Source organism: Ensifer sp. ENS11 (assembly GCF_014851895.1).
Classification (GTDB): Bacteria; Pseudomonadota; Alphaproteobacteria; order Rhizobiales; family Rhizobiaceae; genus Ensifer; species Ensifer canadensis.
Window position 1 is genome coordinate 251377 of record NZ_JACVAN010000002.1, and the last position, 26691, is coordinate 278067.

At 61.4% G+C, this 26691-nt stretch carries 26 protein-coding genes; 13 read left to right on the top strand and 13 right to left on the bottom strand.

Translation table 11 applies throughout. The annotated features are described in order from the left end of the window. Positions 1-6: 6 nt before the first annotated feature. From IB264_RS05285 to IB264_RS05295, 3 genes are all read right to left on the bottom strand, one after another. Positions 7-477 carry a MarR family winged helix-turn-helix transcriptional regulator gene (locus IB264_RS05285; protein ID WP_025426471.1) on the bottom strand — a complete coding sequence of 157 codons (471 nt, stop codon included), beginning with the start codon at positions 475-477 and terminating at the stop codon, positions 7-9. A gap of 88 nt (positions 478-565) precedes the next feature. After that, the gene (locus IB264_RS05290; protein ID WP_025426470.1) at positions 566-844 is read right to left on the bottom strand and encodes a hypothetical protein; all 279 of its coding nucleotides are present in this window, start codon (positions 842-844) and stop codon (positions 566-568) included. A gap of 69 nt (positions 845-913) precedes the next feature. Beyond that, on the bottom strand, positions 914-1201 hold the full coding sequence (locus tag IB264_RS05295) for a hypothetical protein (RefSeq protein ID WP_025426469.1): 288 nt from the start codon (positions 1199-1201) through the stop codon (positions 914-916). A gap of 324 nt (positions 1202-1525) precedes the next feature. Between IB264_RS05295 and IB264_RS05300 the strand changes: the two genes are divergently transcribed. Further along, positions 1526-3415, top strand: a complete 1890-nt coding sequence (locus IB264_RS05300) for an ABC-F family ATP-binding cassette domain-containing protein (RefSeq protein WP_025426468.1) — start codon at positions 1526-1528, stop codon at positions 3413-3415. A gap of 39 nt (positions 3416-3454) precedes the next feature. On the opposite strand, the gene IB264_RS05305 is transcribed toward IB264_RS05300, so the two are convergent. Then, the gene (locus IB264_RS05305; protein ID WP_025426467.1) at positions 3455-4297 is read right to left on the bottom strand and encodes a GNAT family N-acetyltransferase; all 843 of its coding nucleotides are present in this window, start codon (positions 4295-4297) and stop codon (positions 3455-3457) included. Between the two features lie 329 nt (positions 4298-4626). Here IB264_RS05305 and IB264_RS05310 point away from each other — a divergent pair, with 329 nt between their 5' ends. Beyond that, entirely contained in the window at positions 4627-5553 is a 927-nt protein-coding gene (locus tag IB264_RS05310) for a Gfo/Idh/MocA family protein (protein WP_025426466.1), read from the top strand. 76 nt (positions 5554-5629) lie between these two features. Here the strand turns inward: IB264_RS05310 and IB264_RS05315 are convergent, their stop codons facing one another. Both IB264_RS05315 and IB264_RS05320 read right to left on the bottom strand, forming a co-directional pair. Next, the gene (locus IB264_RS05315; protein WP_025426465.1) at positions 5630-6079 is read right to left on the bottom strand and encodes a DNA polymerase III subunit chi; all 450 of its coding nucleotides are present in this window, start codon (positions 6077-6079) and stop codon (positions 5630-5632) included. Positions 6080-6120: 41 nt separating this feature from the next. After that, complete coding sequence (locus IB264_RS05320) at positions 6121-7611, bottom strand: leucyl aminopeptidase (RefSeq protein WP_192433204.1); 1491 nt, start codon at positions 7609-7611, stop codon at positions 6121-6123. Positions 7612-7936: 325 nt separating this feature from the next. Here IB264_RS05320 and lptF point away from each other — a divergent pair, with 325 nt between their 5' ends. From lptF to rsmA, 6 genes are all read left to right on the top strand, one after another. Continuing rightward, positions 7937-9106, top strand: coding sequence for an LPS export ABC transporter permease LptF (lptF, locus tag IB264_RS05325; RefSeq protein ID WP_025426463.1), 1170 nt, complete (start codon positions 7937-7939; stop codon positions 9104-9106). After that, on the top strand, positions 9103-10185 hold the full coding sequence (gene lptG, locus IB264_RS05330) for an LPS export ABC transporter permease LptG (protein WP_025426462.1): 1083 nt from the start codon (positions 9103-9105) through the stop codon (positions 10183-10185). Before lptF ends, lptG begins: the two co-directional genes overlap by 4 nt. After that, positions 10185-12533, top strand: a complete 2349-nt coding sequence (locus IB264_RS05335) for an LPS-assembly protein LptD (RefSeq protein ID WP_192433206.1) — start codon at positions 10185-10187, stop codon at positions 12531-12533. The genes lptG and IB264_RS05335 overlap by 1 nt, the downstream gene beginning before the upstream one ends. 184 nt (positions 12534-12717) lie before the next feature. Next, complete coding sequence (locus IB264_RS05340; protein WP_025426460.1) at positions 12718-13659, top strand: peptidylprolyl isomerase; 942 nt, start codon at positions 12718-12720, stop codon at positions 13657-13659. Between the two features lie 15 nt (positions 13660-13674). Further along, a complete protein-coding gene (gene pdxA, locus IB264_RS05345) occupies positions 13675-14703 on the top strand; it encodes a 4-hydroxythreonine-4-phosphate dehydrogenase PdxA (protein ID WP_025426459.1) in 1029 nt (342 codons plus the stop codon). Continuing rightward, positions 14703-15530, top strand: a complete 828-nt coding sequence (gene rsmA / locus IB264_RS05350; RefSeq protein ID WP_025426458.1) for a 16S rRNA (adenine(1518)-N(6)/adenine(1519)-N(6))-dimethyltransferase RsmA — start codon at positions 14703-14705, stop codon at positions 15528-15530. The genes pdxA and rsmA overlap by 1 nt, the downstream gene beginning before the upstream one ends. A 202-nt stretch (positions 15531-15732) precedes the next feature. On the opposite strand, the gene gmk is transcribed toward rsmA, so the two are convergent. The 7 genes from gmk to fabD all read right to left on the bottom strand — a co-directional run bounded on the left by gmk (position 15733) and on the right by fabD (position 22713). Beyond that, the gene (gene gmk, locus IB264_RS05355) at positions 15733-16392 is read right to left on the bottom strand and encodes a guanylate kinase (RefSeq protein WP_025426457.1); all 660 of its coding nucleotides are present in this window, start codon (positions 16390-16392) and stop codon (positions 15733-15735) included. 3 nt (positions 16393-16395) lie between these two features. Beyond that, positions 16396-17283 (bottom strand): YicC/YloC family endoribonuclease, encoded by an 888-nt coding sequence (locus IB264_RS05360; RefSeq protein WP_025426456.1) that lies wholly within the window; start codon positions 17281-17283, stop codon positions 16396-16398. 103 nt (positions 17284-17386) lie between these two features. Next, on the bottom strand, positions 17387-18577 hold the full coding sequence (mltG, locus tag IB264_RS05365; RefSeq protein ID WP_025426455.1) for an endolytic transglycosylase MltG: 1191 nt from the start codon (positions 18575-18577) through the stop codon (positions 17387-17389). A 366-nt stretch (positions 18578-18943) separates the two neighbouring features. Further along, on the bottom strand, positions 18944-20209 hold the full coding sequence (fabF, locus tag IB264_RS05370) for a beta-ketoacyl-ACP synthase II (RefSeq protein ID WP_025426454.1): 1266 nt from the start codon (positions 20207-20209) through the stop codon (positions 18944-18946). A 221-nt stretch (positions 20210-20430) separates the two neighbouring features. After that, on the bottom strand, positions 20431-20667 hold the full coding sequence (locus tag IB264_RS05375; RefSeq protein ID WP_003531676.1) for an acyl carrier protein: 237 nt from the start codon (positions 20665-20667) through the stop codon (positions 20431-20433). A 336-nt stretch (positions 20668-21003) separates the two neighbouring features. Further along, positions 21004-21741, bottom strand: a complete 738-nt coding sequence (gene fabG, locus IB264_RS05380; RefSeq protein ID WP_025426453.1) for a 3-oxoacyl-[acyl-carrier-protein] reductase — start codon at positions 21739-21741, stop codon at positions 21004-21006. A gap of 27 nt (positions 21742-21768) precedes the next feature. Next, positions 21769-22713 (bottom strand): ACP S-malonyltransferase, encoded by a 945-nt coding sequence (gene fabD, locus IB264_RS05385; protein ID WP_025426452.1) that lies wholly within the window; start codon positions 22711-22713, stop codon positions 21769-21771. Between the two features lie 249 nt (positions 22714-22962). Here fabD and IB264_RS05390 point away from each other — a divergent pair, with 249 nt between their 5' ends. From IB264_RS05390 to IB264_RS05410, 5 genes are all read left to right on the top strand, one after another. Further along, a complete protein-coding gene (locus tag IB264_RS05390) occupies positions 22963-24006 on the top strand; it encodes an aldo/keto reductase (protein ID WP_025426451.1) in 1044 nt (347 codons plus the stop codon). A 14-nt stretch (positions 24007-24020) separates the two neighbouring features. After that, positions 24021-24533, top strand: coding sequence for a ClbS/DfsB family four-helix bundle protein (locus IB264_RS05395; protein WP_025426450.1), 513 nt, complete (start codon positions 24021-24023; stop codon positions 24531-24533). Between the two features lie 284 nt (positions 24534-24817). Continuing rightward, complete coding sequence (rpsF, locus tag IB264_RS05400) at positions 24818-25264, top strand: 30S ribosomal protein S6 (protein ID WP_025426449.1); 447 nt, start codon at positions 24818-24820, stop codon at positions 25262-25264. 27 nt (positions 25265-25291) lie between these two features. Further along, on the top strand, positions 25292-25540 hold the full coding sequence (rpsR, locus tag IB264_RS05405; RefSeq protein WP_025426448.1) for a 30S ribosomal protein S18: 249 nt from the start codon (positions 25292-25294) through the stop codon (positions 25538-25540). A 264-nt stretch (positions 25541-25804) separates the two neighbouring features. Further along, positions 25805-26689, top strand: a complete 885-nt coding sequence (locus IB264_RS05410; protein WP_225906189.1) for a DUF2232 domain-containing protein — start codon at positions 25805-25807, stop codon at positions 26687-26689. Positions 26690-26691 lie beyond the last annotated feature (2 nt).

Sequence of the window (26691 nt, forward strand, 5' to 3'; positions counted from 1 at the left end):
CAGGGTTCATGCCGCTTCTGACTGCCGCTCATGCACGGCCATCCGGCTCGTGCCGATTTCGCAAGCCTTGTCACCCAGCCGACCGAGCAGGCGATGAAGATCCGTGCGCTCATTGTCATCGAGCGCCGAGAAAAGCTCTTCGATCATCTGACGACGTGGCCGGAGCGCCGCTTCGAGGCCGGCCCGGCCGAGGTCGGTAATCGAGATGATCTTTGCTCGCCGGTCCTCGGGATCCGGCTCGCGGACGACCATCCCGTCGCGCTCAAGTCCGTCGATCGCCTCAGTGACGGTTCGCGGGGCAAAGCTGAGTGCCGAAGCGATGTCGGCGCAGCGACATGGACCGAGTTCGCTGAGATAGAACAGGAACTTGCTGCGCGCGAGCGAGACGCCTTCTTCACTCATGGACGCGTTCACCAGGCGGTGGACGCAGTGGTAGAGTTCGAAGAGCCGCTCAGCGACGTGAATTTTTTCTGTCATGGCAAATCACCTCATTGGCAACGCCAAAACGAGATAACCCGGCCCCGCTTGGCGGGACCGGGTTATCTGGTCGTCCGTTTGGCGTGGGTTATTGACTGTCCTGACCGGTCTTGCCGAAGGCCTTCGCATTGCCGTTGGCAATCGCGCCTGTCGCCGCGGCGTCAACCGCCTTGTTCTCGATACCGGCATAGTAATCACCACCGTCGACGGTGTTTGCGGACACGCCGGCACCTGCCGAAGCGTCTGCACGACCGGTAAAGAGCGGCTTCGGGCTGACGCCTTCATAGTAGCTGCCGCCGGCAAAGGCGGTGGATGCGCCGGCCAACGTTGCCGCTGCAACGAGAAGCGTTGCGATGGACTTTTTCATGGGAGTTTTCCTTGATGGGGATGGAGCGTCATGGGGCTGGAAGCCCCATGACCGGAGACGGAATGCGCCTTAGCGGGAGATGCCCTGGTAGTATTCGCCTTCGCCGCCCTGAACAACCTGCGGCCTGGCATCGTAATTGTGGACCGAGCCGGTGGACGTACGGTCGACATATCCGGCTTCCGAACCGCGGATGTTCAAGGCGGAGCTACCGGCGGCCTTGGGAGCGCGTTCGGTAAACAGCGGGGTCGGGCTGATGCCTTCGTAATAGCTGCCGCCGGCAAAGGCGGCGGAGGCGCCGCCGAGAACGGCTGTTGCAACGAGAGCTGCGGCGAGTGCGGTGTGGATCGTGGTTTTCATCGTCTTTGCTCCTGGGAGGCTCGTTCGCTTGAACGAGGGTTTCATCAAAACTACGTTTGGCCGGATCGGTCTTTCCTGGAACGCGGTGGCCTTGCCGATGGCGTTCAGTCGATCGAGGCGGTCGGAAGAGCTTTCGCTGCCCTTCGCTTAAACAGATGGTCCCTCACGATGAGGATGTGTAGTATCGATTGTCGGAACGCGTTGTTCATGAATTGATAACAATGGCCCCTTGAAATCCGCGAACCAGACATCCACGCGCCGGGCCGAAACTGCAGTCGCGACGCACCTCTTGCCTTCCGGCTCAAGTCCGGGCAAAAGGCCGCAATGATCCAGATTTCCGGCCTTTCCGCCCGCATCGCGGGCCGTCTCCTCATCGAAAACGCATCCGTGACGCTTCCGGCGGGCACGAAGGCCGGGCTAGTCGGACGAAACGGTGCCGGCAAGTCGACGCTGTTCCGTATCATTACCGGTGAGTTCGCTTCGGAAGCCGGCACAATTTCGCTGCCCAAGAATGCGCGGATCGGCCAGGTCGCACAGGAAGCGCCCGGCACCGAGGAACCGCTGATCGAGATCGTGCTCAAGGCGGACAAGGAACGCACGGCGCTGGTCGCCGAGGCGGAGACCGCGACCGACCCGCACCGTATTGCAGAAATCCAGACCCGGCTCGCCGATATCGGCGCCCACTCGGCGGAGGCGCGTGCGGCGAGCATTCTCGCCGGCCTCGGCTTCGATCACGAAGCGCAGCTGCGCCCTGCCTCCTCCTTCTCCGGCGGTTGGCGGATGCGCGTGGCGCTCGCAGGCGTTCTCTTCTCCGAGCCGGACCTGCTGCTGCTCGACGAGCCGACCAACTATCTCGACCTCGAAGGTACGCTCTGGCTCGAAGATTACATTCGCCGCTATCCGCACACCGTCATCATCATCAGCCACGACCGCGATCTGTTGAACACGGCGGTCAACGCCATCGTGCATCTCGACCAGAAGAAGCTCGCCTACTATCGCGGGCCTTACGACCAGTTCGAGCGACAGAAGGCGGAAGCCGACGAGTTGCAGATGAAGGCGAAGGCCAAGAACGACGCGGCGCGAAAGCACCTCCAGAGCTTCATCGACCGCTTCAAGGCCAAGGCCACCAAGGCCCGCCAGGCGCAGAGCCGCGTCAAGGCACTGGAGCGCATGGGTACGATTGCGGCCGTGATCGAGGATCACGTTCAGGGCTTCTCCTTCCCAGAGCCGGAGAAAGAGGCCGCATCGCCGATTATCGCCGTCACCGGCGGAACCGTCGGATACGAGCCCGGCAACCCGATCCTCAAGCGCCTCAACCTGCGGATTGACACCGATGATCGCATCGCGCTGCTCGGCTCGAACGGCAACGGCAAGTCGACCTTCGCCAAGTTCATCTCCGGGCGGCTGGCGCCAGAATTCGGCGAGTTGAAGATCGCGCCGAACCTCAAGGTCGGCTTCTTCGCGCAGCACCAGCTGGATGATCTGATCCCGACCCAAAGCGCCGTCGAACATGTGCGTCGTCGCATGCCGGAAACACCGGAAGCCAAGGTGCGCGCCCGCGTGGCGCAGATGGGCCTGGCGACCGAGAAGATGGAAACGCCTGCCAAGGACCTCTCGGGCGGCGAGAAAGCACGCCTGCTGATGGGGCTGGCTGCCTTCGACGCGCCCAACCTGCTGATCCTCGACGAGCCGACCAACCATCTGGATATCGACAGCCGCAATGCGTTGATCACCGCGCTCAACGACTATTCCGGCGCCGTGATCCTGATCTCGCACGACCGCCACCTGATCGAGGCGACCGCCGACCGGCTGTGGCTCGTGCGGGACGGAACGGTGACGAGCTACGACGGCGACCTGGAAGACTATCGGAGCCTGATCGTCGGCGGCCCTAAGGCCAAGGAGGACAAACCCAAGGCAGCCGGAGCGGACGATTCCCTGTCAAAGGCGGACCAGCGCAAGGCCAACGCGGACAAGCGCGCATCGCTGGCACCTCTCAGAAAAAAGATCAACGAAATCGAATCGCTGACGGGAAAGCTGGAGAAAGTGATTCAAGCGCTCGACGCTGAACTCGCCGACCCAACGCTTTACGAAAAGTCGCCGGCGAAGGCCGCGCAGAAGGCCAAGGAACGCTCCGACGCAGTCGACAAACTTGCGCATGCCGAGGAACAATGGCTCGAGCTCTCGTCCGAGTACGAAGAGGCGATGGCCATCTGATCCGACACTTTCGAAATGGCTGTCCCGGCACGTCGCCGGTCAGCCGAGTTCGAAGGTGGTGATGCCGTAGATGCGGGCGAGCGGCAGATCGGGCACGACGCCTCGATACATCCGCGCCGTTTCGAAAACCGGTTTCATGTTGTAGCGCTCGCAGAGCGCACGCGCCGAGGCATTCGGCTCGGGAATGTCCAGGTGGATCTCCTCGCCCTTCACCGTCGCAGCCAGCTTTCGAAACACCAGGTCGGCTGCCGTCTCGCTTTCGGAAAAGAGCGGACCGATCCTGTAGCCCTGCCGGCAGGCGCGCAAGGTGCCGTAGCCGGCAATCGCACCGTCCCGGAGCAGCACGACGCTTCGTCGCGTACGGCCCGGTCTCAGCCATTCGGTGAGAAAAGTGTCGCGCCGGGCTGGCATGAAGCGACGGTCGTAGTCGATCAGCATCGGCATGTGGATCGGCGCAACCTCCACCAGGTCCGTACCCGGAGGCTCGACCGCGTCGACGATGCCGCCATAGCGGATATTGGCGTGGGCGAGAACGAAGCCAGACCGCCGGTAGTTCTCCTGCTCGGCAACGACACCGTCGAGACCGACAATGCGTTGTCCCGCCGCCGCCAAGGCGTGCTGCCACATCTGGCCGCCGATACCCTGCCGGCGGAAATCCGGTGCCGTTATGTAGAAGCCAAGGAAGGCATAGTTCTCGTCGTAGCGCACCAGCGATATGGCGGCTGCGAGCTTGTCCTCGCGCTCCGTCACCCAGTATCCTTCCGGATCCGCCGCCCAGAATGCCGCCGCATCGTCGAGCCCCGGGTTCCAGCCTTCGCGGGCCGCCCAATCGATGATGGCATCGAGTTCGTGGCGGCTGGCATGGCGGATTTCGTGGTGCATAATCTCTCCTCGTTCTGCCGGTCACCGCGCGTGTCGCGTTTGCTGCACATGTGGATTGGCATCATGGATTGTAGAAGCTACTGCATGCTCCTTAAATCCTATTCGATTTAAGGATAAAAACATGCAGCAATTCAAAGTGCTACAGCGACCTTTGCGCGTCTGATAAGACGCGCGGCGCTGTAGGGCACAGGAGGCCAGAAAGAATGGGTCCGTTGCCGTTTGTTTGGCGTTCAGCAAACCGGGCTCGCGTCTCTTCGGCAGTGCTTGCCCGCGCCGCGCAATCTGCTACAAGAACCGACAATAAATCATACTAATATGAGCGAAACACCATGCCTCCAATTCAAATCGCGCTTGTCGGCGTCGGCAAGATCGTTCGTGACCAGCACCTGCCGGCCATTGCCAAGAACGACGACTACCACCTGATTGCTGCGGCGAGCCGCCACGGCACCGTCGATGGCATCGATAATTTCAAGTCGATCGAAGCGATGCTGGAGGCCGTTCCCGCAATCGACGCGGTATCGCTCTGCATGCCACCGCAATACCGGTATGAGGCCGCGCGCACGGCCCTTGAGGCCGGCAAACATGTCTTCCTCGAAAAACCGCCAGGCGCCACATTGAGCGAAGTCGCGGATCTGGAGGCTCTGGCTGCATCTAAGGGGCTGTCACTGTTTGCAAGCTGGCATTCGCGCTATGCACCGGCAGTAGAGGCAGCGAAGTCGTTTCTCACCGCGACCGCAATCCACGATGTGAAGATCATCTGGAAGGAGGACGTGCGGCACTGGCATCCGAATCAGGAATGGATCTGGGCGGCCGGTGGCCTCGGTATCTTCGATCCGGGTATCAATGCGCTGTCGATCGTAACGCATATCCTGCCACGGCCGCTGTTCATAACCGCAGCCACGCTGGAATTCCCGGAGAACCGCGACGCCCCGATCGCCGCCACGATCGCCTTCACCGACGCGAACAAGCTGGCGGTTTCGGCAGAGTTCGACTGGCGCCAGACCGGTAAACAGAGTTGGGACATCGTCGCGCAGACCGCATCAGGCGAAATGGTGCTTTCGGAAGGTGGCGCAAAGCTCTCGGTCGACGGCAAGATTGTGCATGAGGAGCCGGAGCAGGAATATCCGATGCTCTACAAGCGCTTCGCCGAAATCATCAGGGCCAAGACGTCGGACGTCGATCTGGCGCCGCTGCGCCATGTCGCCGATGCCTTCATGCTCGGCCGACGCAAATTCGTCGAAGCCTTCCACGACTAGGCGTCCGGACAGGATCGAAAAACAAAACCCGCGGTTTGCCGCGGGCTTTGTCTTCTTGAAGCCGTTCTTGCGTCGCTCAGGCCTTCTTTTCCCAGCGTCCGTCACGGTTCTGTTGCCAATAGGTGAGGTTGTGGCCCTCACCCTTCAGCCGCTTCCAGTGACCGCGAGCGGCTTCGAGCTGTTCCTGGTCGTAGCCGTCGAACATGAAGACGATCCGCTCGTAAGTATCGACCGGTGGCGGGTTGGCACCGTCGACGACGAAGCGAACGGTTGCGGCATTGTGATTGCCATCGTCCGCCACCAGGAGAACCGGCTGCTCGGCAGCGAGTTCCCCGGCATCTGTCCCGTGCGGCAGGAAACTTTCGTCCCTGTAAACCCAGAGATGCGTATCGAGCGCATCGCGCCTCTCGGCATCGACCGTCTGCACCACCACCCTCCAGCCGCGCTCGACGCTTTTATCGAGCAGCGGTGGAAGTGCGTCCTCGAGCTTCGATTCCGTCAGGTGATAGAAAAGGACCTCGATCACACCGATCTCTCCACGACCTTCACCGCGGCTCACGATGCCGCTCAGGACTCATAGCTCGCGCGGACCAGCTCATCGAGCAGGCGAACGCCGAAGCCGGAGCCCCAGGATTGATTGACTTCGTCGGTCGGCGAGCCCATGGCGGTTCCGGCGACATCGAGATGCGCCCAGGGCGTATCCTTGACGAAACGCTGCAGAAACTGCGCCGCCGTAATCGCGCCGCCATGACGTCCGCCGGTGTTTTTCATGTCGGCAAACTTGCTGTCGATCATCTTGTCGTATTCCTTGCCGAGCGGCATGCGCCAGAGGCGCTCCTGCGTGGCAATGCCGGCGGCCAACAGCTGGCCGGCCAGGCGGTCATCATTCGAAAACAGGCCGGCGTGATGGGTCGCGAGCGCAACCATGATGGCGCCTGTCAGCGTCGCAAGGTCGATCATGGCCTGCGGCTTGAAGCGGTCGTTGCAATACCAAAGTGCATCGCACAGAACGAGACGTCCCTCGGCATCGGTGTTGATGACCTCGATCGTCTGCCCTGACATCGAGGTGACGATGTCGCCTGGGCGTTGTGCGCTGCCATCCGGCATGTTTTCCACAAGCCCGATGATGCCGACGACGTTGACCTTGGCGTGACGGGCAGCGAACACGTGCATCAAGCCGGTGACGGCGGCAGCACCACCCATGTCGCCCTTCATCTCTTCCATGCCGGCCGCGGGCTTGATCGAAATGCCGCCGCTGTCGAACACGACGCCCTTGCCGACGAAGGCGACCGGGCGATCCTTGGACTTGCCGCCCTTCCACTGCATCACGACCAGCCGCGGCGGACGCGTCGAGCCCTGGGCAACGCCGAGCAACGCACCCATTCCAAGCTTCTTCATTTCCTTTTCGGTGAGGATTTCCACCTCGACGCCGAGCTTTTCCAGCTCCTTCGCCTTGGCGGCGAACTCCAGCGGACCGAGGACGTTTGCCGGCTCGTTGACCAGGTCGCGGGCGAGAAATACGCCCTCGCCGACCGCCTGCGCCGTCGCAAAAGCCTTCTTCGCTGCAATCACCGCGCCGGTAACGATCGTCACCTTGACCGGCTTGCCTGCCGGCTTGGCATCGTCGTCCGCTTTCTTCGTCTTGTAACCGTCGAAGCTGTAGGCGTTCATTTCCATGCCGAGCGCAAAGTCGGCCGCCGCCTTGCCGGTGACATCGAGGTCGGGGACGTCGATGAAGATCGTGGCCTTGTCGGCTCCACGCAATTTTGCGGCTGCCGCGCCGCCTGCCTTCAGCCAATCGTGATCGGTCAATGCATCGGTGTCACCAAGACCAAGAACCACGATCCGGTCCGCGGGCGAGCCATGCGGGGCAATGATATCGAGGGTGGAGAATGCCTTGCCGCTGAACTTCTTGACCTTCGCCGCCTTGGCCAGCACGCCTTCCGGATCGGCGACATCGGCGCCCGCCGCCTGTCCTGCGGCGGCTTTCAGGAGGACCGCAACACCACCCGCCGGGCGATGGGACTTGGCGAAGGTGAACTCAAATTTCATAGACATTACAAAACTCCGGGCATTTTTCGGTCTTACACGACCCGCCCTGTTACCGGGGGGTGACAGTGACAAACATTCGCTGCGTCTACCACCGTCAAAGCTGTGGTCGGCACCCTTCTCGCTTTTCAACGGCTTGGCAAGATGCCCGCAGATGTTTACATGCGGTTAACCGAGGTTCTTCGTCTTAAATTATCCCAGTTGCTTTACGATTTGAGCAGCGCCGGACGTGAGACGGAAGCTCGGTTCCCGCTGATGGCGGCGGCAGCAACAGGCGTTTCGATGCGGCGGTGCGGCACAGAAACATGAGCATGGATTTGGACCGGAAACGGACATGAAGCTGATCGAACGCTACATTTTCCGGCGTGCCCTGACCATGTTCCTCGCTACGCTTTTGCCGTTGCTCGGCATCGTGTGGACGACGCAGGCCCTGACCAACGTCAACCTGGTTACCGATAGCGGGCAGTCCGTCTTCGCCTTCCTGAAGCTGGCAACGCTCATTCTGCCGTCGGTCGTGCCGATCATTCTGCCTTTCGCCCTGGTGATCGGCGTAACCCAGACGCTCACGACGATGAATACCGATTCGGAGCTGACGGTGCTGAACGCGGCCGGAAGCTCGCGCATGACCATCATCCGGCCGATCATCTATCTCGCCGCTGGCCTTAGCGTCCTGTCGTTCGTGGTCGACAATTTTGTCGAGCCCTATTCGCGCGTCGCTGTGCGCAAGATGCTAGCAACGGCCAACGCCGACCTGCTTTCCTCGGTCGTCCAGGAGAACGCCTTCCGCAAGATTACTGACGGCCTCTATGTCCAGGTTGGCGGCCGGCGCGGCGGTGGTGTGCTTGAGGGGATTTTCGTTGCCGATTCGCGCAACCCGGCTTTCGAGCTCGTCTATTATGCGCGCGAAGGTGCCGTGGACGAGAAAAGCTCGGCGCTGGTCATGAAGGACGGCGAAGTCCAACGCAAACTGCCGGACGGCGGCGTGTCGATCATCAAATTCGATTCCTACGCCTTCGATCTGGCCGACATGACGAAGGCGACCCGCGAAGCGACGATACGCGCCAAGGATCGCGACCTTCCCAATCTTTTCAATCCGGATCCCAATGATTCTGTCTACCAGGGCAACCCGCTTGCCTTCACCGCCGAACTGCACCGCCGCCTGACGGAATGGACGTTCCCGCTGGTGTTCGGCCTGATCGCGCTTGTCTTCTGCAGTGATGCACGCTCGCACCGCGAGGCGCGCGTCCATCCGATGGTCAGCGCACTCGGCTCTGCCCTCGTCATCCGATGGATGACGTTCTATGCGGGCAACAGCGCCGAGGATTCCGTCTGGTTCGTTCCGTTGATGTATATCGTGCCCCTTGCGACCGGAGCGCTCGCCATTCACCAACTCGCCAGCAACCGGCGTCTCGACATTCCGATGACCTGGCAGGAAAAGCTGTCCGAGCTGATGGTTCGCCTTCGCCTCGTGCGCCCCTCATCTGACGGGAGCAACGCATCATGATTTTCACCACACTCGGCCGCTACTTTCTGACCCGTTATGCTGTCACGACCTTCTGGTTTCTGGTCGGCATTTTTTCGCTGGTCTTCATCATCGACTTCAGCGAACAGGCGAGCCGCCTGTCCAACCTTCCGCATTATTCGGTCACCGGCGCGTTGCTGATCAGCGCGTTCCGGATCCCGACCATCCTGCAACAAACCGTGCCCTTCGTGGCACTCTTCTCGGCGATGGCGGCTCTGATCTCGCTCAACCGCCGCTACGAGCTCGTGGTTACCCGCGCCGCGGGCATTTCGGTGTGGCAGTTCCTGCGCCCGTTCGTGCTTGGCGCCTTCCTGTTCGGCGTACTCGCCGTGCTTGCGCTAAACCCGCTCGCAGCCTGGGGCACGAAGAAGGAAGAGACCCTGCTTGCTGCCCTCGGGTCATCGCGCACCTCGGATGCCGGCTCGATTCCCTGGCTGCGACAGATCTATGAAGGCACCGATACGATCATCGGCGCACGCTCGGTTCAGGATGGCGGCACCACACTTCTGAACGTCACCGTCATCCACTTTGATCCACAGGGTTCGATCATTCTGAGACAGGATGCCGCCTCCGCTAAACTCGAAGATGGTTACTGGCTTCTTAATGGCGTAACGGAAACAAGCAGCGGACAGCTGCCTCGCCGTCTGCAAACGGCACAACTCCGCACGAATCTGAAGCCAGAGTTTGTTCAGGAAAGGCTTGCAAAGGCTGATTCCATTCAGTTTTTCGACCTTCCGCGGAAGATCGAGGTGGCGCGCTCCTTCGGCTTTTCCACAAACGGCATGGAAACCCAATTCCACTCCCTGTTGTCACTGCCGCTGCTGCTTGTCGCCATGACGCTGATCGCTGCGTGCGTGTCGCTGAAATTTAGCCGGTTCAACCAATCGCGCTCGGTGATTCTCGGTGGAATCCTGTCGGGCTTCGTGCTTTATGTCGTCACCGTGCTTGTCAAAGCATTCGGGAGCAGCGGTATTGTACCTCCCTTCGTTGCAGCCTGGTTGCCAGTTGTTGTAGCGATGGCGCTGGGCTCGACGATTCTTTTAAATCAGGAGGATGGCTAGTGGCGGTAGGCAACCGCAAACGTACAAAGCTGATCAACGCTGCCCTGCTCGCAGGAGTGGCGCTGCAGACACTTGCCATGGGAATGAGTGCACCCGCGCTCGCGCAGCAGACGTCGGAGCGCCTTGATTCGCTGCGCCCGAACATGCCGGAAGATGCCAAGCTGCTTCTGTCCGCCAATGAGCTTGTCTATAACAAGGACGCCGAAAAGGTCATCTTGCGCGGCAACGTGCAGATCGATTACGGCGGCTACAAGATGGTGGCCCGACAGGTCGAATACGACCAGAAATCGGGCCGCATTCATGCCACCGGTGAAATCCAGTTGATCGAGCCGGGCGGCAATGTCGTCTATGCCGAAAAGATGGACGTCACCGATGACTTCGGCAACGGCTTCATTGATGCCTTGCGGATAGAGACGACCGATCTGACACGGCTTGCTGCGACCAGCGGCGAACGGCGGAACGGCGAAGAATTCATCCTCAACGAGGCCGTTTACACCGCGTGCACGCCCTGCACGACGAAGCCCGATCACCGTTCGCTGTGGCACATCAAGGCCCAGCGCGTCGTCCAGAATGGACGTACGCGGACGGTACGGCTGGAAAACGCCCGTTTCGAGCTTTTTGGCAAGCCCATCGCCTATATTCCGGTGATGGAACTGCCTGATCATACGGTCAAGCGCAAGAGCGGCTTCCTGTTCCCGCAGTTTCAGTACACACAGAAGCTCGGCGCAGGCGTGGGCGTCCCCTACTATTGGGCGATCTCGCCCTATATGGACGCGACCGCCACCGTGACGGGCCTGAGCCGCCAAGGCTTCCTGCTCGAAGGCGAGTTTCGCCAGAGCTTCCACAACGGCCTTCACACCTTGCGCTTCGCCGGCATCAGCCAGCTCGACAAGAGCCGCTTCACGCCTGGTACGGTCGACGCGCTTGAAACGAACCGCGGCATGGTCGCTTCCAGGGGCGTATTCGAGATCAATCCGCGCTGGAGCTTCGGCTGGAACGTCCTCGTCCAATCCGACAACAACTTCGCCAAGACCTACGAACTGTCGACTTTCGACGGAACGACCTACGTCAACCAGGCGTATCTGACCGGGCTTGGCAAGCGGAACTTCTTCGACCTGCGCGCCTTCTATTTCGATATCCAGGACGCAGATCCGAACAGCATCGCTGAAAACCAGCAGCCTACCGCGCAGGTTCTGGATTATTCCTACAAGGCGCCAGAGCCGGTATTGGGAGGCGAACTTTCGGCGACGGTGAACCTCACCAACATCAAGCGAAACCGGCTTGACCTTGACGCCGTTCCAGACGTCAACAGGTACCTAGGTCTCGAGGGCACGTCGCACCGCCTCACGGCCGAACTCGAATGGAAGCGTACCTACATTGCTCCGGGCGGGTTCGTGCTGACGCCGTTGCTTGCCGCGCGCGGTGATGCGCTCGGCCTGAACATGACGGATCCGGGGCCTGGTTATGCCGGGGATTATGACAACAGCGACGCCGCGACGCGGCGGATGCTGACGGCGGGCCTCGAAGCGCGCTATCCGATCCTCTTCGTCGGCGACAACAGCAGCCACGTACTTGAGCCGATCGCCCAGATCTATGCCCGTCCCGACGAGCAGCATCCCGGTGGCCTGCCAAACGAAGATGCGCAGAGCTTTGTCTTCGACGCGACGAACCTGTTTGATCGCGACAAGTACTCCGGCTTCGACCGCATCGAAGGCGGCACGCGCGCCAACGTCGGTCTTCGCTATACCGGGACATTCGACAGCGGCTACGGCTTGCGCGGCATCGTCGGCCAATCCTACCAGCTTGGCGGTTTGAACTCGTTCGCAACGGAAGACTTGGTCCAGGCGGGAGCGAATTCGGGCCTCGAGAGCACACGGTCCGACTACGTCGCCATGTTCGGTGTCGATGCGCCGTCTGGCCTTATGGCCAGCCTTTCCGGCCGTCTCGATGAAGAGGACCTGGCGCTGCGTCGCGCCGATGCCACCGTGGGGTATCTTGGCCTTACCTGGCAGGCGGCAATGACCTATACGCGCATCGAGGCGCAGCCGCTTTACGGCTCGCTCGACAACCAGGACGAAATCCAGACCGCGGCGGCCTACAGGTTCCACGATTACTGGTCCGTCTTCGGCGCGATAACCTACGACATCAACAACGATGTCATCTCGCGCAATGGCTTCGGCATCACCTATGACGATCAAGACACGCTGTTCTCGCTCGTCTACAAGCAGGAACGCGATACCGACAACACGATTGCGAACGACTGGTCGATCGGCGCCCGCATCAGCTTCCGTACGCTTGGCGACGTCAATGTCGGCGACACGAAGTTCGAAGAGCTGGACTACTATTGATACGCTTCGATCCGAGGGGCATTCGCCACATGTTTGCCCCTCTGCCCGCTGTCGGGCCGGCCAAACGGTCTTGTCATCGTTTGGCCGCATGTATTATGCATTCCCTCCGACAAGATAGAACAACGGCGTGAGCCGGGCTGCGGATCGAAGCACCAGGCTTCGCCCGCGCGAAGGACAGGAAAAGATGATGGGCGGGAAAATGTCGATCTTGAGGACGCTTTCGGCACTGGCTTTGGCCGGCAGCCTGAGCATTGCCGTTTGCGCCAGCGCGCAAGCTGCAAGCCAGGTGACGGTAACGGTCAACAACACCGTGATCACCTCCGGCGACGTTGCCAAGCGCGTCGCCTTCCTTCGCCTGCAACGCCAGGCTGGTGGCGCAGAAGAAGCCAAGAAGCAGCTCGTCGACGAGGTGCTTAAGCGTGGCGAGATCGCGCGGATCGGCCAGTCGGTCAGTACGCAGGACGTGGACGCGGCCTATGCGCGCTTTGCAGCCGGCAACAAGCTCTCGCCGGAGCAGCTCGGCAAGATTCTCGATCAAGCCGGCGTTGGTTCCGACCATTTCAAGCAGTTCATCGCGGTGCAGATGAGCTGGCCTCGCGCCGTCAACTTCCGTTTCGGCAACTCAAGTCGCCTGCAAGGCGCTGATCTCGTCAAGCGCATGATGGAAGGCGGAGGCACCAAGCCGGTCACAACGGAATACTATCTCAAGCAGGTCATCTTCGTCATTCCGGAGAAGAAGCGCGGCGCCATCACCGGCAAGCGTCAGGCGGAAGCCAACGCAGCGCGTGGTCAGTTCCCGGGATGCGATACCGCCAAGGTTTTCGCGGCAAACTACCGTGACGTTTCTATCCGCGATCTCGGCCGCATGCTTGTCCAGCAGTTGCCGGACGAGTGGAAGCCGCTCGTCGAGAAGGCCGGCGACGGCAACACGACGGGAACACGCGTGACCGAAAAGGGCGTCGAATTCCTGGCGATCTGCAAGAAGCGCCAGGTCAATGACGACACCGCAGCCGAAATCGTCTTCCGCGCCGAGGACATCGGCAAGAAGAAGGCCGGCGGTGAAGACCCGAACAGCGAAAAGTACCTCGAAGAACTGCGCAAGAAGGCGCAGATCGTCAACAAGTAAGATCAGCGGGCAAAAATGCGTGACACGACCGGCGGGCCCCTTGCCCTGACCATGGGCGATCCTGCCGGGATCGGACTCGACCTTAGCCTGACCACCTGGCTTGGCCGCCGTGAACGCGCGACCCCGCCATTCCTTTTCATCGGTGACCCCACAGTTCTCGCGGCGCGGGCAGCATTGCTCGGGCATACGGTTGCGATCCGCGAGACCGATTGCCGGGATGCCGTCTCCATTTTTGCCGACGCCTTGCCCGTTCTGCCGGTGCGCTGCCCTTCTCCCGTCATTGCTGGCGAGGCCGATTCTGCCAACGCTCCGGCCGTAACGGGGTCGATTGACACAGCGGTACAGCTGGTCATGGATGGCGAGGCTTCAGCCGTCGTCACGAACCCGATCGCCAAGGCCGTGCTCTACGAAGCCGGCTTCCGCTTCCCCGGCCATACCGAATACCTTGCTGATCTCGCGGAGAAGGCCACCGGCGAGCCCCTGTTGCCGGTGATGATGTTGGCCGGCCCCAAGCTTCGTGCCGTGCCGGTGACCATCCACATCCCGCTGAAAGACGTGCCCGCCCAGCTCACGGCAGATCTGATCTATCGAACCTGCACCATTACCGCGGCGGATCTTCGCACGCGCTTCGGCCTCGACAGGCCGAAGCTGGCACTCGCCGGGCTCAATCCCCACGCCGGCGAAGGTGGAGCGCTGGGCGCCGAAGACGATGCCATTATCCGTCCGGTCGTCGAACGGCTGCGCGCCGAAGGCATCGATGCAACCGGGCCTCTGCCCGCCGATACGATGTTTCACGACCGCGCGCGTGCGACCTATGACGTGGCGATCTGCATGTATCACGACCAGGCGCTCATCCCCGCCAAGGCACTTGGTTTCGACGATAGCGTCAATGTCACGCTCGGCCTCCCCTTCATCCGCACGTCGCCCGATCATGGCACCGCCTTCAGCCTCGCCGGAAAGGGCATTGCCAGGGACGACAGCCTGCTCGCAGCCTTGAAGCTCGCGGCAGAACTTTCCAACAATACCGCAGGAGTTATCGTCTGATGGCCGCTCTCGACGGGCTCCCGCCGCTTCGGGATGTCATCCAACGCCATGGCCTCGACGCCAAGAAGGCGCTCGGGCAGAACTTCCTGCTCGATCTCAATCTCACACAGAAGATTGCCCGGACGGCCGGCCCGCTCGAGGACGTGACAGTCATCGAAGTCGGCCCAGGCCCGGGCGGCCTGACGCGAGCAATCCTAGCACTTGGCGCAAAGAAGGTAGTGGCGATCGAAAGGGACGCGCGCTGCCTGCCGGCGCTTGCCGAAATCTCCGGCCACTATCCGAACCGTCTCGATGTCATCGAGGGTGACGCGCTCAAGATTGACTTTGAGGAGATCACCGGTGGTGGCCCGGTCAAGATCATCGCCAACCTGCCCTATAATGTCGGCACGCAGCTTCTGGTCAATTGGCTGCTGCCAAAGACATGGCCGCCCTTCTGGCAGTCGCTGACACTGATGTTTCAGCGCGAGGTAGGCTTGAGGATCGTGGCCGACGCTGACGACGATCATTACGGGCGTCTGGGGGTTCTGTGTGGCTGGCGAACGAACGCCCGCATGGCCTTCGACGTGCCGCCGCAGGCCTTCACGCCCCCGCCCAAGGTGACATCCTCGGTCGTGCATCTGGAGCCGGTCGCCAATCCGATCCCCTGCGCGGTGTCGTCTTTGGAGAAAGTGACGCACGCCGCCTTCGGCCAGCGCCGCAAGATGCTCCGCCAGAGCCTGAAGCCGCTTGGTGGCGAAACGCTGCTGGCAAAAGCCGACATCAATCCACAGCGGCGCGCCGAAACGCTCTCCGTGGAAGAATTCTGTCGGCTGGCAAACTGCCTCTAGAGCATTTCCAGGAAAAGTGCGAAGCGGTTTTCCGTCAGGAAATGCATAAAAACAAGGAGATAGAGCGTTTCTGCGACTCCGCTTAAACCGGAAACGCTCTAGCGCATGTCGCCCGAAAGGGCGCTGCGGCTTTGCGGGAGCGGCAAACGTACCCGCGATAGCAATATCTACGGATGGCCGGCATTGCCGGCCATGCCTCCGGTCAGAACGGGTTTTCCGTCAGAAGTCCATTGACGAATTCGAACAGGCCCGGGCGGCGATCTCGGCGCAGGCGCTCGGCCTCGACGATGGCGCGTACCGCCGAGAAGGCGCGGTCGAGATCGTCGTTGAGAACGATATAGTCGTACTCGCGCCAGTGCTCGATTTCTGCACGTGAATTGGCCAGACGCGTGGCGATCACTTCCTCGCTGTCCTCGGCGCGACGATGCAGCCGCGATTGCAGCTCGGCCATCGACGGCGGCAGGATGAAGATCGAGACGACGTCGCCGGCCATCTTCTCCTGAAGCTGCTGTGCGCCCTGCCAGTCGATATCGAAAAGCATGTCGCGGCCTGCAGCCATCGCCGCTTCGACGGCGTCGCGCGGTGTGCCGTAGAAATTGCCGTGAACCTCAGCCCATTCCAGCAGCGAGTCGGTCGCCCGCAATGCTTCGAACTCGCGGATAGACTTGAAGTGATAGTGCCGTCCATCAATTTCGCTCGGACGGCGCTGACGCGTGGTCACGCTTACCGAAATGCTCATATCGGGATCGGCTTCCAGCAGATTGCGCGCGATCGTCGACTTTCCCGCACCCGAGGGTGAGGAAATGACCAGCATCAGCCCGCGGCGGGCGATCTTGATGGGCGAAGGGGTCGCCGGTTTCATGCGTTACTCCAGATTTTGAACCTGTTCGCGGAACTGATCGATCACCACTTTCAACTCGATGCCGGCGGCGGAGACCACTGCCGCATTCGATTTGGAACAGATCGTATTCGATTCGCGGTTAAATTCCTGTGCCAGGAAATCAAGCTTGCGGCCGACCGGCCCGCCTTTCGACAAGAGGTCGCGGGCAGCGACAATATGAGAGCCAAGCCTGTCCAGCTCCTCTCTCAAATCGGCCTTGGTCGCAAGCAGTGCCACTTCGGCATGCAGCCGGTCGCGATCGAGCGAAGAGCCGCTGCCCATCACCAGCGCCACCTGCTGCGCCAGCCTTTCGGCAATTGCCCCCGGGCTGCGCGAGGGATCATTCTCGACTGTTGCCGTCAGTGCTTCGATGCTGCCGACCTGCGCCAGCAGGATCTGACAGAGCGCCCCGCCCTCTTCGGCGCGCATGCTGCGCAGATCGCTGAGAGCAAGCTTGAGGCCCGTCATGATATCGTCGTCGAGGGACGCGCGTTGCGCTTCACTCTCCTCGGGCTCACGGAAGTCGACAATGCCTCGGATCGCCAGCAGCGTGTCGAACTTGAGCGGTGCGGGATCGACGAGGTCTCCGAGCTGTTCGCGCAAGGTCAGGACAGCCGTCAGCGCCGCCTGGTTCACCACCGCTTCGACAGCGCTCTCCGCTCCACTGACGGACAGGCTGATCTGCAGATTGCCTCTTGAGAAAAATTCTGCAGTGAGCCGGCGCACATCCGGCTCGAACCGCTCAAGTCCCTGCGGCAGGCGAAGCCTGACATCGAGGCCCTTGCCGTTGACGGAGCGCAATTCCCAGGCCCAGCGATGCCGGCCGCTGCTGCCTTCTCTCCGGGCAAAGCCGGTCATCGATTGGAGTGGCATCCTCACCTCCGTGGCATTTTCTGGAAAAGCAATAAGGCGACGGCGCGGTATCCCGCAAGGGATATCCGCGCCGTGACAAGTCCGTCCACAATGCAGGCCGTTGTTACTGAGGCTGTGCCGTCGTTGCCGCGTCCTGGGCGGCCTTTGCCGCTTCGGCTGCCTTTTCGGCTTCGACCTTGCGCCAGCGGCGAACATTGGCGTTGTGTTCATCCAATGTCACGGCAAAGACGTGGCCGCCCGTGCCGTCGGCCACGAAGTAGAGTTCCGGTGTGCGCGACGGATTGGCAACGGCTTCAAGTGCGGCGCGGCCCGGGTTGGCGATCGCCGTCGGCGGCAGGCCCTTGATGATATAGGTATTGTAGGGCGTATCCTTATCGAGGTCCGACTTCAGGATCGGCCGGTCCGCCGGTTTCCCGTCACCGCCGAAAATGCCGTAGATGATCGTCGGATCGGACTGAAGGCGCATGCCCTTGTCGAGCCGGTTGATGAAGACCGAGGCAACACGCGGGCGCTCGTCGGCGCGTCCGGTTTCCTTCTCCACGATCGACGCAAGCGTCACGAACTCCTCGACAGTCGAGACCGGGAGGTTCGGATCGCGCTTTTCCCAGATCTGGTCGACAAGCGCCTTCTGGGCAGCCGCCATCTGCTGGACGATTTCGACGCGCTTGGTGCCGCGCGTAAACTTGTAGGTGTCAGGCTTCAGCGAACCTTCGGCAGGCAGCTCCTGCGGCAGGTCGCCGACGAGGACTTCGTCATCGGACAAGCGATGGAACATCTGCTTGACGGTCAGACCTTCCGGCAGCGACACGGAATAGAGAATGGACTTGCCGGATTTCAGGAGCTGCATGATCTCCTGCATCGATGATCCAGCCTTGATCTCGTACTCGCCGGCCTTCAGTGTGTCGTTGTCCAGATAAGCCTCCGAGACGAACCGGAAGACGCGGCCATCGGTGATGATGTTGCCACGCTCGAGGCCGCTGGCGATCTCGCTGATACCGGCGCCGCTTCTGACGATGAAGTTCTTGTTGGCTTCGAGCGGGCCTGCTTTTTCGTACTGATGCATCGCATAATAGACGGTACCGGCCGCTGCGAGCGCGACGAAGACGATAACGGTCATGACGAAATTCAGGAAGATCACGACCTGGCTGCGCGCCTTGCGCGAACGCTTCGTAGGCGGCTGCGGCGCCTTCTCGGGGCGCAAGGCTTCGCTGGCCGATTTCGGAATGATCGGCCCGTTGTTCCCGGTGTCGCTGCGGCCGAATTGCGCCGCGCCGTTCTCGTTTGAGTCGCTCACGATTGTCCCGAACCCGAAATTCGCATCCTCATTCTAGCTGCCGCGGTGCGAATTTCGGCCTGGACCGTGGCAGGTATAAAACAAAACGTTTGAGCCGCAGCCATCCCCTTGGATTGGCAGTGGAATAAATGGTCTCGGCGCACCCGCCGGTCAACGGCGTTTTCGCTCGAAGACAGCCAGCATGCGCCCGGCAATAGCGATACAACAAACTGTCAGATGTGCCTTGCGCGAACATAGCCGTCAGGCAGCGCCAATCCCTGAAAAGGGCCGACACGTCCTCCTGCTACATGCTTGTAGCGAGCAATGCGGCAAAAGCAGGATCAACGGGCCAGTGACATGCATCGCCCCGTTGATAATTCGGCAATATCAAACGCCGGTGTAGCGGCGCAGAACCAGCGAAGCGTTCGTGCCGCCGAAGCCGAAGGAATTCGACAGCGCGACGTTGATTTCGCGCTGGCGCGCAACATGCGGTACGAGATCGATCTTGGTCTCGACGGAGGGATTGTCGAGGTTCAGCGTCGGCGGTGCGACGCCGTCGCGAATCGCCAGCGCCGAGAAGATCGCTTCCACAGCGCCGGCGGCGCCCAGCAGGTGGCCGATCGCCGATTTGGTCGACGACATGGAGATCTTCGAGGCATGCTCGCCGACCAGCCGCTCGACGGCGCCAAGCTCGATCGTGTCGGCCATCGTCGATGTGCCATGGGCGTTGATGTAGTCGACGTCTGCCGCCGTCAGGCCGGCGCGCTTCAGCGCCATCTGCATGCAGCGGTAGGCACCGTCGCCATCCTCGGACGGCGCGGTAATGTGGTAAGCATCGCCAGAGAGACCGTAGCCGGCGACTTCAGCATAGATCTTGGCGCCGCGCGCCTTGGCGTGTTCCAGCTCTTCAAGGATCACAATGCCGGCACCCTCGCCCATGACGAAGCCGTCGCGGTCGACATCATAGGGACGCGATGCCTTCTGCGGATCATCATTGTGCTGCGTGGATAGCGCCTTGCAGGCGGCAAAGCCGGCCAAAGAGATACGGCAGATCGGCGATTCGGCGCCACCGGCAACCATGACGTCGGCATCGCCGAGCGCGATCAGGCGGCCTGCGTCGCCGATGGCGTGGGCGCCGGTCGAACAGGCGGTGACCACAGAGTGATTGGGACCACGCAGCTTGTGGCGGATCGAGACCTGACCCGAGGCAAGGTTGATCAGACGGCCGGGAATGAAGAAGGGCGAAATGCGCCGAGGCCCCTTGTCGCGCAGCGTATAGCCGCCTTCGACAATGCCTTCGAGACCGCCGATGCCCGAACCGATCAGGACGCCGGTTGCAATCTGGTCTTCGTCGTTTTCGGGCTTCCAGCCGGCATCGGCCAGCGCCATGTCGGCAGCGGCCATCGCATAGACGATGAAGGGGTCAACCTTGCGTTGCTCCTTCGGCTCCATCCAGTCGTCGGCATTGAAGGTGTTGTTCGAGCCATCGCCGAACGGAATGCGGCACGCGATCTTCGCGGGCAGATCTTCGACTTCGAATTCCGTGACCTTGCGCGCAGCATTGTCGCCCGCGATCAGGCGCGCCCAAGTTGCCTCGGTTCCGCAACCCAAGGGAGATACCATGCCGGTACCGGTGATAACGACACGTCTCATAGTCCGCGACCCACCCTGACTGTTCAATTTCAGAGCCGGATCGGACCACGCGTGACGAACCCGATCCGTGCATCCATTTTAAGTTCTTGTAGCAACGATCAGAGGGAAATGCGGGACCGCTTTGCTGATCGAAAACCCGCGCCCAGCGCGAGACAGCCCACTTCCCCTGGGCTGATTACGGGCCGCTGAACGCGGCCCGCCAATGGCTTGATCGCAAAAGATCAGGCCTGAGCTTTTTCGATGAACTTGACGGCGTCGCCGACAGTCAGGATCGAATCCGCGGCATCATCCGGGATTTCGACGCCGAATTCTTCTTCGAATGCCATGACCAGTTCGACGGTGTCGAGCGAGTCCGCGCCGAGGTCATCGATAAAGCTTGCGCCTTCGCTGACCTTTTCGGCGTCGACGCCAAGATGATCAATAACAATTTTCTTTACGCGTTCTGCGATATCGCTCATGTCGGAGTTCCTCGACCTTCGTTTCTCTGGGCGCCTTTCTGGCACCGGTACTCTCAATAAGCCTGATAGACCAAGACGGTCCAACGGGCAATCCATCCAACCAGAACCGCGGCAAACCCAAGGCAGCCAAGGCTGCCGGACACCTGGCGGGGCCGGTCGACTGCTAACAGTCATGGCCCGATTAACACGGTTTAAGTCTGCCGCAAAGTGCGAAAATGCCTGACAATCGCTTGCTCAACATTGAATTTCAGGCATTTGGCCGGTGGTGTGCCGGAGCATTGCAGGCCAAGATCACGCCCGTTTCGCGTGCGTGGCATGCAGGCCCCGGACACCTCGTCAGATCATTGCCATGCCGCCGTTGACGTGTATGGTCTGGCCGGTGACATAGCCTGCCTCGTTCGAAGCGAGATAAACGACGGCAGATGCAATCTCGGCACCGGTGCCCATGCGCCTCATCGGGATCGCTCCCATGATGCCTTCCTTCTGCTTGTCGTTCAGCTTGCCGGTCATGGCGCTCTCGATGAAGCCGGGCGCAACGCAGTTGACCGTGACATTGCGGGTGGCGATTTCCTGGGCGAGCGACTTCGAAAAGCCGATCATGCCGGCCTTCGAGGCGCAGTAGTTGGCCTGGCCGGGATTGCCGGTGACGCCGACGATCGACGTGATGTTGACGATACGGCCGAAGCGGCGGCGCATCATCGGATGGGTCAGCTCGCGGGTCAGGCGGAACACGGCGGTCAGGTTGACCTCCAGAACATTGTCCCAGTCGACGTCGCTCATACGAACAAAAAGGCCGTCCTTGGTGATGCCGGCATTGTTGACGAGAATGTCGACGCCGCCCAGTTCAGCCTCGGCCTTTTCGCCGAGCGCCTTGACTTCGGCGCGATCGGAAAGATTGGCCGGGAACAGCTGGACACGCTCGCCGAGTTCGTTGGCAAGCGCCTCGAGCTTTTCGACGCGCGTGCCGTGAAGGCCGACGATTGCGCCCTGAGCGTGCAGCATGCGGGCGATTTCTTCGCCGATACCACCGGATGCACCGGTTACAAGAGCCTTACGGCCGGAAAGATCGAACATCGGATTGATTCCTTATAACTGGAGCACTCAGGCCAGAAGCGCCGAGAGCGCGGTGTCGATATCGGCAGGCGTGTTGACAGTAATACCGGTGACTGACTTGTCGATCCGGCGGGCAAGCCCGGTAAGAACCTTGCCGGAGCCCACTTCATAAAGCGTCGTGACGTTGTTGGCGGCGAACCATTCCACCGTCTCGCGCCAGCGAACCTGGCCGGTGACCTGCTCGACGAGAAGGCGCGCAATCTCTTCGGCGTTGCTGACGGGAGCGGCCAGGACGTTGGCGATAACGGGCACGGACGGATTGTGCTTTTCGACCTTGGCAAGCGCTTCACGCATTGCCTCGGCGGCAGGCGCCATCAGGCTCGAATGGAAGGGCGCAGAGACCGGCAGCATCAGCGCGCGCTTGGCGCCTTTTTCGGATGCAAGTGCCGCAGCCTTTTCGACGGCCGCCTTCTCGCCGGAGATCACCAGCTGACCGCCGCCATTGTCGTTGGCGATCTGGCAGGAGCCGAGAGCAGAAGCTTCGCGGCAGATCGCGTCGACGTCCGCATGCTCAAGACCGATGATGGCCGCCATCGCGCCCTTGCCAACGGGCACGGCCGCCTGCATGGCGTTGCCACGGATGCGCAGCAGGCGCGCGGTGTCGGCGATCGAGAAGGTTCCGGCGGCACAGAGCGCCGAATATTCGCCGAGCGAATGTCCGGCCACGAACGAGACTTTGCTCTTCAGATCGAGGCCTTTGGCTTCGAGCACACGGATCACCGCCATCGATACCGCCATCAGCGCCGGCTGGGCGTTCGCCGTCAGCGTCAGCGTTTCCTCGGGGCCGTTCCACATGATCTCGGAGAGTTTTTCGCCGAGCGCGTCGTCGACCTCGGCAAACACTGCCGCTGCTTCCGGAAACGCGTCCGCCAGATCCTTGCCCATGCCGACAGCCTGGCTGCCCTGGCCCGGAAACGTGAATGCAATACTCATGGGATTGTCCCTTCCCTGGTTTTCCTCTCCATTCACATTCCTGACCGGCGAGTCAAGCGCGCGGGCCCGGCTTTGCGGGCTTCAGCCGGCCTTTTGCCCTTGATCTTCGCCAATCAAGGCGTAAGTTTGCCGCGCATCGCCGCCCTGCCCGATCGACCGTCCCCTGGGCTTGCGGCCTTCACCCAATTCTGCCGCGGGCACCCCTTTCCTCCCGGGTCGAGGCTCGCCTTTCACAAGGACCATCACTGCATGCGTTACAACACGCTTGGCCGGACCGGCATCAAGGTTTCCGAAATCTGCCTGGGCACAATGACCTGGGGCTCTCAGAATTCCGAGGCTGAGGCGCACGAACAACTCGACTATGCGTTCGACAAAGGCGTGAACTTCATCGACACCGCCGAACTCTACCCGACGACCCCGCTTTCCGCCAAAACCTACGGCAATACCGAGCGCATCATCGGCGAGTGGCTGGGCGAGCGCGGCCGCCGTGACGACGTCGTTGTCGCCACCAAGGTCGCTGGCTCCGGCCGCCCCTACATCCGCAACGGCGGCCCGATCACCCCTGAGGGCATCGGCGAGGCGGTCGACGCCAGCCTCAAGCGGCTGAAGACCGAATACATCGATCTCTACCAGATCCACTGGCCGAACCGCGGCCACTACCATTTCCGCAACGCCTGGTCTTATGAGCCCGCCAAGCAGAACAAGGCCCATGTGGCCGCCGACCTGAAGGCTATCCTCGAAAAGCTCGGCGACGTGGTGAAGGCAGGCAAGGTACGCGCGATCGGCCTGTCCAACGACACCGCCTGGGGCACGATGAAGCTGATCGACATGGCGGAGCGGCACGGGCTGCCGCGCGTTGCCTCGATCCAGAACGAATACAATCTTCTCTATAGGGCCTACGACCTCGACCTTGCCGAACTCTCACACCACGAGGACGTCGGGCTGCTCGCCTATTCGCCGCTCGCCGCCGGCCTGTTGACCGGCAAGTATCTTGACGGCGCCAGGCCGACTGGGTCGCGCCTTGCGATCAACGGCGATCTCGGCGGTCGCTTCACGCCACACCAGGAACCGGCCGTCGCCGGCTACGTGGCGCTTGCCCGCGAACACGGGATCGACCCGTCGCAACTGGCGATCGCCTTCTGCCTCGCCCGCCCGTTCATGGCGTCCGTCATCATCGGCGCAACCTCGATGGATCAGTTGAAGACGGATCTCGGCGCTGCCGGAATGACGCTGTCGCAGGATGTCATGAACGGCATTCGTCGCCTGCACCGGCTCTATCCGATGCCGATCTGAGCGCGAAACAGCAGATGGCCGTGCCCCAGACGAAAGCGGAATTGCTGAACGCCATCGAGACCGAATTCGCCAAGCTCGAGCGCGAACTCGATGGCATTCCGCCGGCGGGATTCGCCGAACCATCGCTCGATGGACACGCCAAGGGCACGATGATGAGCGTCGGCGACCTCGTCGCCTACCTCACCGGTTGGGGCGAACTGGTGGTCAAATGGATCGAATGGGACGAGCAAGGTCTGCCGGTCGACTTTCCGGAAACGGGGTACAAGTGGAACGAGCTCGGTCGTCTCGCGCAGAAATTCTACGGCGACTACCGAGCGCTCCCGCCTTCGGAACTCCTGTCTCGCCTCGCGGCCAGCAAGGACGCATTGGTCGCACTGATCGAGGCGCGTGACGATCAGACCCTCTACGGACAGGCGTGGTACGGCAAATGGCCGCTCGGCCGGATGATCCAGTTCAACACGTCCTCGCCCTATGCCAATGCGCGAGGTCGTTTGCGCCAGTGGAAGAAGCTCAAGGGAGCCGCTTAAAGGGCAAAGCGTGGCGAAAAGACCGCGCAAGCCTTGCCTTTCGATGAAATATGCGTATAAGCGCGCTGTTCGAAATGCCCGGTCTTCTGGCTGGTGGCTGAACGGAGGGCCGGCTTCCTCGAGGGGAGCCGTTAGGATTGCAAGTCTTTCCGGCCTCCCGTGTCTCCGCTCTCGACCGTCTCGATACAACACTTTCTTGCCGGCTGCCTGTCAGCCAATAAGAACAGTCGTTGAGGCTTAGCCGCCGATGTCCGGGCTGATTAACGCAAGAAAGGTAAGCCACAATGGCTCTTTATGAACACGTATTCCTGGCCCGCCAGGACATCACGCCGCAGCAGGTCGACGGTCTCGTCGAGCAGTACAAGGGCGTGCTCGAAGCAAACGGCGGCAAGGTCGGTCGCGTCGAGAACTGGGGCCTCAAGTCCCTCACCTACCGCATCAAGAAGAACCGCAAGGCTCACTACGTTCTCATGGACATCGATGCTCCGGCAGCGGCCGTTCATGAAATCGAGCGCCAGATGCGCATCAACGAAGACGTCCTGCGCTACATGACGATTGCCGTCGAGAAGCACGAAGAAGGCCCGTCTGCCATGATGCAGAAGCGCGACCGCGACGACCGTCCGCGCCGCGATGGCGACCGTCCGGAGCGTGGCTTCGGTGACCGTGGTCCGCGTCCGGACCGTGGCGACCGCGAAGACCGCCCGCGTCGTCCGCGCGAAGACCGCGCTTAATCAAGAAGCTTTAGGAGATTAAAGACAATGGCTGAAGTTTCTTCCGCTCCGGTTCGCCGCCCGTTCCACCGTCGCCGCAAGACCTGCCCCTTCTCGGGCGCAAACGCTCCGCGGATCGACTACAAGGACATCCGTCTTCTGCAGCGCTACATTTCCGAGCGCGGCAAGATCGTTCCTTCCCGCATCACGGCCGTTTCCCAGAAGAAGCAGCGCGAACTCGCCCAGGCGATCAAGCGCGCCCGCTTCCTCGGCCTGCTGCCCTACGTCGTTTCGTAAGAACGGCTGACGTTCCGTTGGTCGCCTGACTCAACGGAAACCGACTCTAGGGCAAGGCGCTCCCCTTGGGTGATCGCCTTGCCCTCTCCCTTCCGCGTTGGGCGCGGATCGGAACCCGTGTGGAAACACTCGGAAATCCCATGTTGGGGTTGAGCCTTTGGCCATCCCCTAACTGCACGAAGCAGGACAGCGAACGTGAACAAGTTGAACAAGACATCGCTGCTGACCGGCGTTCTCGCCGGCTTTACCGCTGCCCTTCTGTCGATGGGCGCGAATACGCAGTCGTCGCTTGCGATCGTTCTTTATGCCGCTTCGGCGCTTCCCATTCTCATTGCCGGTCTTGGCTGGGGCAATGCGGCCGCCATCACGGCCATCGTCAGCGCCGGCGCTACTGCCGCCGCTCTGGTCTCGCCCTATTTCGCGCTGCTGATTCTCGTCGTGACGCTCATTCCGGCCGGCTGGCTCAGCCATCTCGCCAATCTGGCGCGCCCGGCCACTGAGCTCGGCGGACCTGATGGCGCGCTTGCCTGGTACCCGCTTTCCGACATTCTCAGCCACCTCGCCGGCCTGGTGACCGCGGGCATGATCATCGTCGGCTTCATCGTCGGATATGATTCTGATGTGTCCGACCGTATGGTCGACATCGTCATTCAGGCGGTGAAGGCGCAGGAACCGCTCTACAACCCCGATGCTGCGGCGATCTCCCAGATCAAGTCGATCTTCACGCTGGCGCTGCCGCTCATCCAGGGCGCCGTCTGGGTGGTGATGCTGTTTTCCGCCTATTATGTCGCCACCCGCATCGTGCAGATGTCGGGCCGGTCGCTGCGCCCCCGCGAAGACATTCCGTCGACGCTGCGCATGCACCGCAATGCGATCTTCATCTTTCTCGGCGGCCTTGTCCTGACCTTCTTGGGTGGCGCGCCTGCCACGATCGGCGCGCTGGTCTGCGGAACCTTCGGTGCAGGCTTCCTGCTCGCCGGCTTCGCATCCTTCCATTTCCGCACGCGCGGCAAGTCCTGGCGGCTTCCCGTGCTGTGGATCGCATACCTGTCGGTGCTCGTGTTCACGATCCCGGCAATCTTCTTCCTCCTCACGGGCCTGACCGATACGCGACGCACCATCGCAGTCACCCCGGTGGAAAAAAACTGACC

What these genes read in the sequence shown, in the direction of transcription:
- gmk (WP_025426457.1), bottom strand. Translation starts at nt 16,392, where the DNA reads ATGAAACCGGCGACCCCTTCGCCCATCAAGATCGCCCGCCGCGGGCTG.
- IB264_RS05320 (WP_192433204.1), bottom strand. Translation starts at nt 7,611, where the DNA reads ATGTCTATGAAATTTGAGTTCACCTTCGCCAAGTCCCATCGCCCGGCG.
- IB264_RS05360 (WP_025426456.1), bottom strand. Translation starts at nt 17,283, where the DNA reads ATGCCACTCCAATCGATGACCGGCTTTGCCCGGAGAGAAGGCAGCAGC.
- IB264_RS05290 (WP_025426470.1), bottom strand. Translation starts at nt 844, where the DNA reads ATGAAAAAGTCCATCGCAACGCTTCTCGTTGCAGCGGCAACGTTGGCC.
- IB264_RS05395 (WP_025426450.1), top strand. Translation starts at nt 24,021, where the DNA reads ATGGCCGTGCCCCAGACGAAAGCGGAATTGCTGAACGCCATCGAGACC.
- fabF (WP_025426454.1), bottom strand. Translation starts at nt 20,209, where the DNA reads ATGAGACGTGTCGTTATCACCGGTACCGGCATGGTATCTCCCTTGGGT.
- pdxA (WP_025426459.1), top strand. Translation starts at nt 13,675, where the DNA reads ATGCGTGACACGACCGGCGGGCCCCTTGCCCTGACCATGGGCGATCCT.
- lptF (WP_025426463.1), top strand. Translation starts at nt 7,937, where the DNA reads ATGAAGCTGATCGAACGCTACATTTTCCGGCGTGCCCTGACCATGTTC.
- fabD (WP_025426452.1), bottom strand. Translation starts at nt 22,713, where the DNA reads ATGAGTATTGCATTCACGTTTCCGGGCCAGGGCAGCCAGGCTGTCGGC.
- lptG (WP_025426462.1), top strand. Translation starts at nt 9,103, where the DNA reads ATGATTTTCACCACACTCGGCCGCTACTTTCTGACCCGTTATGCTGTC.
- IB264_RS05285 (WP_025426471.1), bottom strand. Translation starts at nt 477, where the DNA reads ATGACAGAAAAAATTCACGTCGCTGAGCGGCTCTTCGAACTCTACCAC.
- rpsF (WP_025426449.1), top strand. Translation starts at nt 24,818, where the DNA reads ATGGCTCTTTATGAACACGTATTCCTGGCCCGCCAGGACATCACGCCG.
- IB264_RS05340 (WP_025426460.1), top strand. Translation starts at nt 12,718, where the DNA reads ATGATGGGCGGGAAAATGTCGATCTTGAGGACGCTTTCGGCACTGGCT.
- IB264_RS05310 (WP_025426466.1), top strand. Translation starts at nt 4,627, where the DNA reads ATGCCTCCAATTCAAATCGCGCTTGTCGGCGTCGGCAAGATCGTTCGT.
- fabG (WP_025426453.1), bottom strand. Translation starts at nt 21,741, where the DNA reads ATGTTCGATCTTTCCGGCCGTAAGGCTCTTGTAACCGGTGCATCCGGT.
- IB264_RS05375 (WP_003531676.1), bottom strand. Translation starts at nt 20,667, where the DNA reads ATGAGCGATATCGCAGAACGCGTAAAGAAAATTGTTATTGATCATCTT.
- rpsR (WP_025426448.1), top strand. Translation starts at nt 25,292, where the DNA reads ATGGCTGAAGTTTCTTCCGCTCCGGTTCGCCGCCCGTTCCACCGTCGC.
- IB264_RS05295 (WP_025426469.1), bottom strand. Translation starts at nt 1,201, where the DNA reads ATGAAAACCACGATCCACACCGCACTCGCCGCAGCTCTCGTTGCAACA.
- IB264_RS05410 (WP_225906189.1), top strand. Translation starts at nt 25,805, where the DNA reads ATGGGCGCGAATACGCAGTCGTCGCTTGCGATCGTTCTTTATGCCGCT.
- IB264_RS05300 (WP_025426468.1), top strand. Translation starts at nt 1,526, where the DNA reads ATGATCCAGATTTCCGGCCTTTCCGCCCGCATCGCGGGCCGTCTCCTC.
- IB264_RS05305 (WP_025426467.1), bottom strand. Translation starts at nt 4,297, where the DNA reads ATGCACCACGAAATCCGCCATGCCAGCCGCCACGAACTCGATGCCATC.
- rsmA (WP_025426458.1), top strand. Translation starts at nt 14,703, where the DNA reads ATGGCCGCTCTCGACGGGCTCCCGCCGCTTCGGGATGTCATCCAACGC.
- IB264_RS05390 (WP_025426451.1), top strand. Translation starts at nt 22,963, where the DNA reads ATGCGTTACAACACGCTTGGCCGGACCGGCATCAAGGTTTCCGAAATC.